Source organism: Sphingomonas sandaracina, assembly GCF_036663695.1.
Taxonomy (GTDB): Bacteria; Pseudomonadota; Alphaproteobacteria; order Sphingomonadales; family Sphingomonadaceae; genus Sphingomonas.
In genome coordinates this window covers 26,467-39,182 of the sequence record NZ_JAXOJK010000010.1, presented here as the reverse complement: position 1 = coordinate 39,182, position 12,716 = coordinate 26,467, and the positions used below count along the sequence as shown (strand labels likewise).

At 64.3% G+C, this 12,716-nt stretch carries 9 protein-coding genes and 1 tRNA gene; 6 read left to right on the top strand and 4 right to left on the bottom strand.

The genetic code is table 11. The annotated features are described in order from the left end of the window. Positions 1-38 precede the first annotated feature (38 nt). The 5 genes from U1707_RS18530 (at position 39) to U1707_RS18510 (ending at position 6,306) form a co-directional block, all read left to right on the top strand. Positions 39-115, top strand: a tRNA-Met gene (locus tag U1707_RS18530). Positions 116-263: 148 nt separating this feature from the next. Continuing rightward, positions 264-1,577 (top strand): tyrosine-type recombinase/integrase, encoded by a 1,314-nt coding sequence (locus tag U1707_RS18525; protein ID WP_332801538.1) that lies wholly within the window; start codon positions 264-266, stop codon positions 1,575-1,577. A gap of 485 nt (positions 1,578-2,062) precedes the next feature. After that, on the top strand, positions 2,063-4,033 hold the full coding sequence (locus U1707_RS18520; RefSeq protein ID WP_332801537.1) for a hypothetical protein: 1,971 nt from the start codon (positions 2,063-2,065) through the stop codon (positions 4,031-4,033). 230 nt (positions 4,034-4,263) lie between these two features. After that, positions 4,264-5,112, top strand: a complete 849-nt coding sequence (locus U1707_RS18515; protein ID WP_332801536.1) for a tyrosine-type recombinase/integrase — start codon at positions 4,264-4,266, stop codon at positions 5,110-5,112. A gap of 6 nt (positions 5,113-5,118) precedes the next feature. Continuing rightward, positions 5,119-6,306 (top strand): IS91 family transposase, encoded by a 1,188-nt coding sequence (locus U1707_RS18510; RefSeq protein ID WP_332801535.1) that lies wholly within the window; start codon positions 5,119-5,121, stop codon positions 6,304-6,306. A gap of 585 nt (positions 6,307-6,891) precedes the next feature. Here the strand turns inward: U1707_RS18510 and U1707_RS18505 are convergent. From U1707_RS18505 to U1707_RS18490, 4 genes are read right to left on the bottom strand one after another with little or no spacing between them, the layout of a single operon-like run. Further along, entirely contained in the window at positions 6,892-8,046 is a 1,155-nt protein-coding gene (locus U1707_RS18505; protein WP_332801534.1) for a CHAT domain-containing protein, read from the bottom strand. 39 nt (positions 8,047-8,085) lie between these two features. Then, positions 8,086-9,246, bottom strand: coding sequence for a S8 family peptidase (locus U1707_RS18500; RefSeq protein WP_332801533.1), 1,161 nt, complete (start codon positions 9,244-9,246; stop codon positions 8,086-8,088). Positions 9,247-9,265: 19 nt separating this feature from the next. Then, positions 9,266-10,255, bottom strand: coding sequence for a caspase family protein (locus U1707_RS18495; RefSeq protein ID WP_332801532.1), 990 nt, complete (start codon positions 10,253-10,255; stop codon positions 9,266-9,268). 1 nt (position 10,256) lies between these two features. Then, entirely contained in the window at positions 10,257-10,646 is a 390-nt protein-coding gene (locus U1707_RS18490; RefSeq protein WP_332801531.1) for a hypothetical protein, read from the bottom strand. A gap of 658 nt (positions 10,647-11,304) precedes the next feature. On the opposite strand from U1707_RS18490, the gene U1707_RS18485 reads away from it, so the two are divergent. Beyond that, positions 11,305-12,714 (top strand): alkaline phosphatase family protein, encoded by a 1,410-nt coding sequence (locus U1707_RS18485; RefSeq protein ID WP_332801530.1) that lies wholly within the window; start codon positions 11,305-11,307, stop codon positions 12,712-12,714. Positions 12,715-12,716 lie beyond the last annotated feature (2 nt).

Below are 12,716 nucleotides of genomic sequence, written 5' to 3'. Positions count from 1 at the left end.
TTCACAACGTCTTATACCCCCTTCGCTAACGCGAATGTCGCGGGGTGGAGCAGCCCGGTAGCTCGTCAGGCTCATAACCTGAAGGTCACAGGTTCAAATCCTGTCCCCGCAACCAAAATTCCAGACAACGCAAACACTTACCAAGCACCCCCTCCGCAAGAAGGGGGCTTTTTGCGTTAGCACGCCGCTAGCACAAATTTGACTTTTGCCGGCAATTGTAAAAAACTGCGCCCATTGGTCCACTTTGAACCGGTAGCGTCGTCATGCAGCGGCAGGAAATCCTCGGCGGGAAAGTCCAGATCTACAGGCGGGCCGAGGGCGGAAGCTGGCATTGCTCCGCCTCGGTCGGCAACAAGCAGCGCCGCTCGAGCACCAGGACGGATAGTCTGGCGCTCGCCAAGCAGGTCGCCGAGGACTGGTATCTCGGCCTGCGTGGCAAGCTTCACGCCGGCGTCCTGAAAAGCGAGAAGACCTTCAAGGAGGCCGCCGCCCAGTTCACCCGCGAGTATGAGGTGATCACCGAGGGTCAGCGTAGCGTGCGCTGGACCCAGGGGCACGCCATTCGCCTGCGCATTCATCTGCTGCCGTTTTTCGGCGAGATGGGGCTCTCGGAAGTTACGGCGGGCAGGGTGCAGGAGTACCGCGTGAATCGCATGTCGTCGCGGGGTGTGGCCAACCCTCACTCGCTCAGCAATCGGCCGGTGACCGACAAGGCGCCGGCCTGGAAGACCATCCACAACGAGATCGTGACTCTGCGGCAGGTGTTGCATACCGCGGTCCGTCACGGCTGGCTTTCGCACGTACCGGACATATCCAGTCCGTACCGCGCTTCCAGTAAGATCGAGCATCGGCCCTGGTTCAGCCCTGCCGAGTACAAGCAGCTCTACAAGGCGACCGGCGCCTACGCGAAGGAGCCTTTCCACGAGCATTATCGCTGGAACGCCGAGCAGGTGCACGACTATGTGCTGTTCATGGCGAACACCGGCCTGCGCCCGGACGAGGCGTCCAATCTCGAGCATCGCGATGTCGAGATCGTCGTCGATGACGAGACCGGCCAGCGTATTCTCGAGATCGAGGTTCGGGGGAAGCGCGGCGTTGGCTTCTGCAAGAGCATGCCAAACGCGGTTCGCCCCTATGAGCGTCTGTTAGGACGTCCGAAGCCGGTTCATGGCGAAACCCGCCGGCAGCGCAGGCGTCGCGAGCTGGACGGCATTACGGAAGCGCCGGAGACGCCCGTGGCGGAACTGCCCAGGCCAACCGACAAGGTGTTCCCCGGCAATCATGTGAAAATCTTTAACGGCATTCTCGACAAGGCCGGTCTCAAATTCGATCGCGATGGCAAGGCGCGGACCGCCTATTCGCTGCGCCATACCTATGTCTGTCTCCGGCTGATGGAGGGGGCCGATGTGTATGCCGTCGCTCGTAACTGCCGCACCAGCGTCGAGATGATCCAGAAGCACTATGCCGCTCATATCAAAAATATGATCAGCGCAGCGTCCGTCAACGTGCGGCGCGCCAAGCCCAATGCTCGGCGCAAGCCGCAGCCCGTCCTGTTTGAAGACGACGACCAGAGCTGACCGGGAACCGGTCTCTCCATCAGGGCGCGGGCCGTTCACCGGCCCGCGAGCACCCCTTGCGGGGGCGACCCCGGATGAGCGCCCTAGCGGCGCGCATCCGCGCTCGTACGAGCGTTTTCCATCGCTTCTCTTTCGCGCGAAGCTGAGAGCCACATGCTCGGCTCGAATGTCCATGACCAAATGAATGCTCATCAAGCGCGCTCCCGCGGAACTGGTGGATGACGGAACGACCGCTTTGAAGCGCCGAGGGCATATGCTCATCGCGAATCGGCAGATCCACCAGATGGGAGGGCGCTTTCCGATGCCAACGTAGACGGGACTGCCGTTCGGCGTTGGTTTCGAGTGTACGTCCAGCAGGGGGGAGCGAATGGACGACGGCAACGCAGGTAGGGTAAAATGGGCAGGGCAACTGATCGCAAAAATATGGCGCAAAGCGTACCATGAGGCGTCTCGGACTGAGCAGATTCCTGCTCAGGAGACCTTTTTTGCCCCTTGTCATTCCACCCGAGGACCCACGTAACCCCGCGCAGACCCCTGCTACCCAGCCCGACACGCTGTCCCTTCAAAAGAGGAGAGGGCCGAAACCGCGCGCGATTGTCGAGTTTCCGCAACCTCTTGCGCTGACATGGGACGACCCGCCGGCGTTTAGTAATGCCTTCGCCCTTCATCTCGAACGTCATGGTGACACCTGTCACCATCTCCATCGTGCCATCATCGCGCCAGACGAGGCGTTCGATCGCAAGACATTCCGGAGTTGGAAATTTGGTCGCAAAACGCCAGCGACGCTACAGAGCTTTCAGATCCTTGGACGCATCGAGCGGCGCTACCGTCTGCCGAACGGCTATTTCCGCGACAAATTGGCTGCGGCAGCAAAAGCGCCGCGCGGGCACAATTTGTTGGACGTTACTGATGCCGAGCGACGTCGCATGGCGTGGCACCTGCCCGACGATCTCAATCAGCGCCCCGCGGCCGAGCGGGCCGAAATTATCGATTGGGTCCGGACCGTTATCGTCTCTGGGGCAACCGATTATCGCCGCTATCAGGCCGAAGCGCTTAGACATCGCTATGGTCTGCGCTTTCCGCCGCTCGAGGGCGTTGGCCGCGGCGCATGGGACGATGTGGCTCAGCACGAGATGGTGGTTGGCCTGCGCGCGCCGCCCCGCTTGATCCGCGAAGTCGCAGATTTGATACGGTTCAAGACCTCGACGCTTAGCGCGGTCGGCAGCAAGCGGGCCGGCGTGTGGGGTGATGAAACGGTTGCACAGAAGGTCGAGCATCTCGGTCTGCTGTTCGGCGCGATGGCTGCCAACCCAGCTTCGCCGATTGGCGGCCTGGGTGTCCCGTCCGATAGACTCACGGTTGGCCTGCTCGTCTTGCCGTCCGTATGGGACTGGTATCTCACGTGGCGCGAAGCAAAGCGCGGCTTCTACACGAACTGGGAGGCCAACATGCTGGCGTTCGGCTTAGCGCTGACGCGCCGAGAGACCGGATGGTTGCGGCAGCGCCCTGCGATTGCATTCGACCTACCCGTGATTGATGGCTTGGTGAGCGACGATGACGTGGCTCGTGCGCGGAACGACTGGGACGGCATGTGCGACCAGGTTCATGATCACTGTCTACGCCGGGCCAAGGAAATCCAGCGGGTCGCGCGCGTGCATCGCGACCCGTTCGAGCCAATTCTGGCCATCCTCGAAACGGACCGACCGCTGGCAAGCTATCGGCTGATCACGTCAGAAATTGCGGCTCGCATCCCGGACGCGAAACGCCATCCCAAGGCTGCCGCCGAGGTCGTGCGCGGCATGCTCATGTTACGACTTGGGCTTCATCTGGGCGTCCGCCAGAAGAACCTGCGGCAACTGCTTTTATGCCCGCGCAGCACTACGCCGCGATCCGACCGCCAGCTTGAGGGGCTCAAGCGTGGCGAGCTGCGCTGGAATGTTCGCGAGACGAAGTGGGAAGTCCTTATTCCGTCAAACGCGTTCAAGAATGCAAACTCGTCGTTCTTCGGCGGACAGCCCTTCCGGCTCCTGTTGCCAGATCTTGACGGTCTGTACCGCCATATCGACGCCTATATCGCCCAGCACCGACCGGTCCTGCTGGCCGGCGCAGAGGATCCCGGCACGTTTTTCGTGAAGACGGTGAAGCGTACGTCGCGCAACGCAGCCTATGACTCGGCGACATTCTACGAAGCCTGGCGACTGATCATCCAGCGATACGGCATCTATAATCCCTATACGAAGCGCGGAGCCATCGCTGGGCTACTGCCGCATGGACCGCATAACGTCCGTGATGTTCTTGCCACGCACATCCTGAAGACTACAGGATCGTTCGAGCAGGCCAGCTACGCCATCCAGGATACCCCGGAGATGGTCGCGCTCCATTATGGTCGCTTCCTCCCCCAGGATAAGGCCGCACTCGCTGCGAGAATCTTGAACGAGGTATGGGAGACGGGCTGACGTGAGAATGCAGACGGTTCGCCTTTTATGTAAGACTGGTGGAAGCACGAACCCGCTGCGCGGGAGGGGCGCGTGCGGCGCGGTTGAGGTGAGGCAACGAGCGTAGCGCGGCGGTTGAACGCTGCGGGAGGGAGGCAGAGCATCGGGACTCCACAAGAAGGAGTCCTGCCATGACCATCCTCACCCCGGTTGTTGCCGTCAGCCCGCTACGCTAGCGTCTCATCGACGAGATGGAGATACGCCGCTTCGGCTACGAGACGCAGCGCAACTACATTCGCGACGTCGGTCGGTTCGCAACGTTTCTCGGGCGCCCGCCGGACACCGCGACGGCGGAAGATGTACGACGCTTCCAGATCGAGCAAGTTGACCTGGGTGTGCCGGCGCCGACCATGAACGCCATCGTGGCGGCGCTGCGGTTCTTCTTTACCCAGACGCTCGACCGGCCCGATCTGGCGCGTAAGCTGGTCCGCATGCGGCATGTGCGCAAGCTGCCGGTAGTGCTGAGCCAGGAAGAGGTTGCGCGGCTGCTGGGTGCGACCACGTGCCTCAAGCACCAGGCGGCGCTGTCGGTCGCCTATGGCGCGGGCCTGCGTGCGGCCGAAGTCGCCGCCCTTAAGGTGCGCGACATCGACAGCGAGCGCATGCTGCTGCGGGTCGAGCGCGGCAAGGGCGGACGGTATCGCAACGCCATGCTCCCGGTCGGGCTACTGGCTTTATTGCGGGAGTGGTGGAGGGTTGGTCGACGGGAGGGCGTGTTGCACGTCGACGGCTGGCTGTTCCCCGGTCAGCACTATCTCAAGCCGCTCAGCACGCGGCAGATCTACCGGGTAGTGGTCGAGGCGGGACAAGCTGCGGGCATCGACAAGCGGGTCGGGCCGCACACGTTGCGGCACTGTTTCGCCACCCACCTGCTTGAGGACGGGATCGACGTTCGCATTATTCAGACGTTGCTGGGGCACGCCAAGCTGGAAACCACCGCCTATTACACGCAGGTCGCCACACGGGTGCTGCGCAACGTGACCAGTCCGTTCGACAGGCTGGCGATGACCGCCATGGAAGCGAGAGCGCCCAGCGGTTGAGCTGGGATGCGCGCCTCACACGAGGTCGCTGACATCTTCCGCGCCGCGGGTCCTGCGTACCGGGCCGCCCGTGCAGGGCACCTGAGCCTCGACCAGCTCAAGGTGATGTCGGCGATAGAGACCTGCCGCACCGCCGTCATGGGCGGTCACGTCGAAGCCTGCACCGACTGCGGGCACTGGCGGGTTGCCTACAACTCCTGCCGGAACCGGCACTGCCCGCGATGCCAAGGCGCAGCGGCACGCACGTGGCTCGCCGAGCGCGAGGCCGACCTTCTGCCGGTCGGCTACTTCCATGTCGTCTTCACGCTGCCCGCCGAGGTTGCCGATGTCGCGTGGCAGAACAAGGCGGCGGTCTACGGCCTGCTGTTCCAGGCGGCGTCAGAGACGATGACGACCATCGCCGCCGACCCGAAGCATCTGGGTGCGCGCATCGGCATTACCGCGGTGCTCCATACCTGGGGTTCGGCAATGACTCACCATCCGCACATCCACATGATTGTCCCAGGCGGCGGACTTTCTCCCGACGGTAGTCGCTGGGTGTCGGCACGGCCGGCGTTCCTGCTGCCGGTGCGCGTCCTCGGCAAGCTGTTCCGCCGGCTGTTCCTGACCCGGCTGATGTCGTTGCACGAAACTGGGCGCCTCGCCTTCTATGGCAGCCTCGTGCACCTCGCCGACCGGCGTGCATTCCTGCGGCATTTGTCCCCGGTCAGGAAGAAGCGCTGGGTCGTCTATGCCAAGCCGCCGTTTGCCGGCCCCGAGACGGTGCTCGCCTATCTGTCTCGCTACGCGCACCGCGTCACGATCTCGAACAGCTGGCTCCTGCGCTTCGACCAGACCGGCGTCACCTTCCGCTATAAAGATTATCGCCGGGATGGCGCCGACCGGCAGCAGGTCATGACAGTGACCACCGACGAGTTCATCCGCCGCTTCCTGCTCCATGTCCTGCCCAAGGGCTTCCACCGCATCCGCCACTACGGCCTGCTCGCCGGTGCCACCCGCAAGGCGCATCTCGAACGCGCCCGTGAACTGCTCGAGGTAGCGCCGCCCGCGGCGGCCGATGCATCGGTCGAAGCGGATGACATCCGGCCACCATGCCCGTGTTGCGGCGGGCGCATGGTTGTCATCGAGACCTTCCAGCGCCAGGCCCGCGCACCACCGGCTCCTGCGCCACTGTCCGGGATACAGGCGTCGTGACCCGGCACGGCCAGAGAGCAATCTATCTCGCAGTGCCCATGCTTGCGGATGCGATGTCACCTGCGCCGATCGCCATCAGAGGGGCCGCCACATCGAGCAAAGCCGCACTGTCCGCGCTCGCGAACTCATCATGCCCACCTGAATCCGGACAGTCTGCTTCCAGGCCCGCGCCCACATCCGCCCTGGCGCTGGCCACCGAAACCGGCCGGAAACCGAAAACCCCATAGCGCATCGCTTGCGGCCCGCGGGTTCGGGCTTCCAAGACTTTCGTACGCCTGCCGGCATCCGAAACTCTTCAGGAATGCGGCCAGTCTGCCTAGAAGCGCGAACTGCAGTAATCGGCCCCTCGTTTAGGTTCATCTGACCGGCAGCGACGCGTTCGACCTCCTGAGGCCTGAGCACCATGGGGATGCCCGCAACGCCCATCGGCACTTTTCAAGGCGGTGACCGCGGATGTCTTCGTCGCGTCGGCGAATGGCCGTCACAGCAACACTAACATCACTGATGATACGGTAAATTATGGAAGACGCGCGACCAGCACCGCAACGTTTGAAACGCCGGCGGCCGATGCCTTGGATCGGCCGGTCAACTAGTGGAGTGGGGCCGCACCAATCTGACCTCGTCCGGATCGACTCCCTCCGCCGCCCTGACGACGAGCGCATCTTGCTCGTCCGGCAGGGCCATCTCCATCATTGCGCGGGCCTGCCGCACGGCGTCGCCGATCGTCTGCGCCGCGGCGATAGCGCCGTAGAACTGGACCGCGAAGATGTGAGCGCTCGAGTCGCCGATCCTGTCGTTCGTTGCGATCACGACGGGGGCGACCTGCAGCATGTCCTCAAACCCGTTCGCGGTGTGGCACGCATTGAGGACGACGAGTGTCGGCGGCTGGTCGGTAGCCGACAACAGGCTCGCGACATGCTGGTAGCCCACTAGCTGGTCTCCGGGCGTTATCGGATCAGCCGTGTCGAAGAGCAGCCCTTCTCCGGCGTGGCCGGAGAAGTGGACGACGTGCGGCCTCAGGTCGTTGAGACCGTCCACCAGGTCCTGGACCGTCGCGGCCGGGCGGTGTCGGAAGTCGACTAGGTCCCGGTGTTGCGCGCCGCGCAGCGCCTTCAGGACGTTGTTGACCTCCGCGTCGACGCGCAGCGGGTCGAGGTTCGGAGTGGCGGGGCTGGCCGTTAGGTATAGCACCCGCAGCTTCTCGGGCTCCGGCTCGCGCACGTGCATGTGGTGGACGGTGCCGCTCGAGAGGCGGCCAAGTTCACGTGCGTGCTCCGTCTCCGTTCGCCGGCGCCTCGCCGCATCGCGGTCGAGCGCTTCCTGCAGCGCCTTTTCCTTTTTCCGCCGAGTCTCCTGGACCTTGATGCGCGCCGCATGTTCGGCAACCTCCTTGCGGAGCTTGGCCTCGGCCGCGCGGTCCCGCGTTGCCTGCTCGGACTTTTCGGCGGTTCGCAGGCTCTGCTCCTTACCGCCCTGCCGCGTCATAAGCGTGGAAAGCTTGTCCTGCAGCGTGCCGATGGCCCTCTCCGCGGCAGCTACCTTCTTGTCCTCGGTATCCGCCTGCCTCAGGTAGCTTTCCTTCGTCGACTGCGAGGAGGAACGCTGTGCGGAGCTGCGCTTCTGCGCTGCGGCCGTACGCGCCGTACGCGCCTTCTCCTCCTCCTTGCCGATGTCGGTCCGGACTTTGCCGATGTCCTTCACGAGTTGCGCGAGTTCGCGTCTGTACTGGTCGGAGGCCAATTGTCCGGTCCTAGGTTGCGGGCGGCGGGAGCGGCGCGCTTAGGGCGCGGCGACGATGCCTTGGCCCACGTCGACCTCTGCGTACTGGTCGCCGAACGGCTCCCGGCGCGCGTTCTCTATGATCGCCGCGCGGACGTTCAAGGCCGTGGGGGGCCGGCCGCCCTTGCGGACGGCCTCCCACCATAGGGCGGCGATGCCTGCGGCGTGCGGGCAAGCCATGCTTGTCCCGCTGAGCGGGTGCAGGCCGCCACCTACCCGGGCCGACAGTATGTCGACCCCGGGCGCGCTGACCAGCGCCATGCTGTTCGAAAAGCTGGCAACACCTAGCCTATCGCCTGTGGGTCCGACAGCCGCTACCGAGATCACGTCGTCGGCCGCTGCCGGAATGGATGCGGCGATCCGCCAATCGGGATGCTCGCCGCGGCGGCTTTCGTTGCCCGATGCCGCCACAACTAGGGCGCCGCCACCCAGCCCGCCCCTCGCCTTGGTGAGGTGCATCACCGCGTCAAAGGCGCGCAGGTTGACGCGGTATGCTTCGAGCGCGTTCGAGACCGCGAGTTCTCGAGGCCAGTCTTCGTCTAGCCAGCTCGCAACCATCCCGGGAAAGTCAAAGCCGAGCGACATCGATATCACGTTCGCACCGCGCGAAATCGCCCAGTTGATGCCGTCGACGATCATTTCGGAGTCGCCGCCGCCGTCGTCGCCTAGGACCTTACCGATCAGCGCGCGCCGCACCCCACGCGCGACGCCGATGCGGACGCCGTCCACGTCCCGTCCGAGAATGGTTCCCGCGCAGTGAGTGCCATGGCCCTGGCGGTCACCGTTGCCGTCGCCGCTAAAGTCCCGTTCCTCGATCTCGACGCCGGCGAAGGCCGGATGCGAGGCGTCGATGCCGGTGTCGAGGACCGCCACCGTGACACCGTTGCCAGTAAAGTGCGAATTTCGAGCGCCGGTGGCATCCAGTCCCCACGTTTCGTGCGTTGCCGCCTCGGCAGTCTCCAGCGGCTCGATGAGCCTGATGGCCATGGCTGGGGCGACCGCCTCAACGTCCGGCTCCGCCGCTATCGATGCCGCGTCGCGGTCCGTCAGCCGCTCGTAGGAGACCGGCCCAACAGGCACGGCGCCAGCGATCTCGAGGCTGCGGGTCCTTTCCCCGCCTCGGGTGGCGGACTGCTTCCGCAAGATGACGTACTTGCGCATGGCTTCTTTCCTCGGGTTGTCAGAGCCGCTTGGTTTCGGCGAGCTTGCGGTAGTGCGCGCCGATGGCGGTGAGCCGGCAGGTGCGTGACTCGATGGCGGCGTAGTACATATGCTCGCACCCCACGGGGACGACCAGACCGTTGCGATTGCAGGCCTGCAGCCCTTTGAAGATGCGGACGTTCCTGGCGTCCGGCGGTATGTCCATTATCTCCAGCGGCACGTTGTCGCGCGCCGGTTCGAACGACGGGTCCAGCTTGAGCTCCGACGTCTCGTCCGGGAAGAGGGTCGGCAGCTCGCGGAGGAACTCCTTGGGGATCTTGGGTGCGACCTGCCGCAGCGTCACAAAGGTCTGGACGTTCGCCTTGTAGATGGGTCGCTGTCCCCAAGGCCCGAGTGTCTGGTCCACCAGCGAGTAGAGGGCGGCGGGCGTGACGTTGCCGAGGATGTCGGCCGCCCCGCCACGTAGACCGTCGAGGATGATCTCGGTGAAAAGGCCATGCTTGATCCCCTCCTCGGCCACGCCCTCGCGATGGCTAGCGGTGAGGATGGTTACGCCGGTGCCGATAAGCGACACGTCCTCGTTGCCTAGCCCTGCCACCTCGCCAGCGTAGCCCGAGTGGCAGCTGTCTAATATGATGACGCTCGACTTGATGTTCGGATAGGCCTTGTTAGCGTGCGCCAGGATGTCGCCCAGCGACATCCCCCAGCCGCCCGCGCGGCCGTCCTGCGCCACGATGTGCCCGGTGTTGGTGTCGCGATTTATGATGCCGTGCCCGGCGAAGTAGAGCAGCACCGTCTCGGCGTCGCTGGAGAAGAGCTTCGCGACGGCCGCGTGGAGCGCCTCGGCGGTAACCTCTTGGTCCTGGCTGATGAGGGTGACTACCGAGAAGTTCGGGTCGCCGTTGCCGAGCGTCTCGAGCACCGTGCCCATCGCCACGGCGTCGTTCACGCACCCCGTGAGAGGATGCTTCGGGTAGGCGTCGATGCCGACGACGAGCGCCCGCTTCATCCTAGCGTGCGCCGCCGATGAGGGTCTTCAGGTTGGGCCAGGTCCAGTCGTACATCTTATCCGTCGAAAGCGCAGCGGTCGGCTTGACGTTCGTCTTGTCCCTGTAGCCGGCGAGCAGGAAGTAGGGCTTGTCCTCGGCCTGCGCGATCTTGAGCTTGGCGCTGACGCAGGCCGCCGTGTTCATTCGTTCGCCGCAGAGCACGACGAAGCAGTCGACCGGCCGAATTTTCGTGCTAGCCTTGGCTTTCCAGTCGCCGTCGAGGGGTTCCTTAATCGACCCGTCGGCCAGCTCGAAGGGGCTGTCTTCCAGCTTCGATTGCCCGACAATGGCCTCCTTCAGAAACGAGTCATGGTCGTAGTCGAAGCTGATAAAGACGCGTGTTTTGGCCACTTGCTGTTTCCTCTCGATGACGCAGGTGGCGTTCACGGCGAGGCTATCGGACCCGCCTACGAAGAGCAATGCCGGCTGGCCGTTCGATCACCTGATGCCTTCTGAATCAATGACGCGGCGTTGGCGGCCAACCTTAGCTCTGATCTTGAGGGTCAAACGGGGCGGTATGTCATGTCGGTCTCGATCATTTTCCCGCGCTGAAAAAAGCGTTTTCGGCGGCACGTCAATGTTTTCGATCTCGCCGGCCGCGACGTAGCTCGACGGTCGATTGCGCGGCTGCGGGCGATCACCGCGTTCGCGCGACGATCGAACGTGTCCTGATGGTCGGCGACTTGGTGGGCTGGCCGCCCAACCCTTAAGGTCGCCCGGCTGCCAGCCATCGTGTGCACCCTCGCTCAAGGAGTGACGAACTTTTCGATCACCGTTCGGTCAGCGACGGTAAAGTGCAGAGTGTGAGGCCTCGTGATAAGCCCGCCTCATAGTCCCCAAGCAAAGCGACATTGCGATGCTAGATTTCCGATGAACGCTTCGTCCCGTCCGCTCTAGTCGGCTCGCACTTGTGCTGGCGGGACGATATGCCTGGATCGCGAAGGCTGCGATGTTTAACGGGTAATCATATTGGGACGACGCGGCACTGCGGCGGAAGCGGAGAGGCAAAATGGCGGTCAAAGACATCGACACGATCGTCTACGTAATGCTTGAGAACAGGTCGTTCGACCACATGCTGGGCTATCTCAGCCTGGACGAGACGGCGCGTGGGCTCCCTGTCGACGGTCTCAGGTCCGACAAGGGATGGCAGTGGCCTTGGGCTAACCTCGCCCGCGGTGCCGAGTACCCGATCCGGAGGATCCGGGCATCGCAGCCGATCGAGGAGGACCCGCCGCACGGCCGCGACGCGATTGGCGCCCAGATCGACACCGCCCCGCGTGGCCCAGGCCAGGATCGCATGGGCGGCTTCGTCGATACCTACATCCGGGCGCACAAGCATCTAGCCGATCCCGGTGTCGTAATGGGGCACTACGTCGCGGAGGACGTGCCGACCTTCGATTTCCTCGCGCGCAACTTCTGCGTCTGCGACAGATGGTTTACGCCCCTTCCGCTCGGGACGCAGGCCAACCGGCTCATGGCGATGTCGGGGACGAGCCGTGTCGTCGACAACGTGACCGGACTGCCCGATCAGCAGCTCGTATACGACTGGCTGGAGGAGCGGGGCGTGCCTTGGCGGGTGTATGTGTCCGGCGGGTTCACCCCCTTCTTCATCATGATGCGTCGGTGGGCGCTGAAGATCGTCGGTTCGATCGCGACGGGAAGGGGGCCCTTCCGCCGGTTCTCGGGCTTCCGCCGCGACTGGCAGTCGGTCGATCCCATGCCCTCGGTCATCTTCATCGAGCCCGAGTATGCCGACGCCCCGATGTCTAACCCGAACGACGACCACCCTCCGACTCCGATCTCGAAGGGCCAAGACTTCGTCCGGCAAATCTACGACATCGTGTCGAGCAACCCGGACCGCTGGGCAAGGACGCTCATGATCGTGACCTATGACGAGCACGGGGGCTTCTTCGACCACGTGCCGCCGCCGGACCTTGAGACCACCGTCGGCGACGTGACGTTCAGGACGCTCGGTCCACGGGTCCCGGCGCTGCTGGTCTCCCCTCACGTGGGGGAGGGCGCGGTCTTCAGCGAGCAGCTGGACCACACGTCCGTGCTGGAGCTGATCGCGGAGCGGTTCGGAGGGGGCAGCGGTTACTCTGAAGTGGTCAGCGAGCGGCAGTCGGCGATGGGCCGCATCGTGAACGCGCTACTCGACGAGCCGCGGACGGGCCGCGCGCCCGCGATGCCGCCGCGACCGCGGGCGGCTGGGCCGATGGTTGCCACGGTGCCGCAGGCCCCGACGGCCCCACAGACGCCCAACGCGGCGGCGATCGACGCAGTGATGCGGGAGATGGCTGCGGAGCACCCCGCGCTGCTGGCGCAACCCGGCTGGAGCGAAATGCGGACCTACATCGCGACGAACGCGCCACCGGTCCCGCAACACCGGGACCACATTGGCGACGCCGGAGATACCTAGGG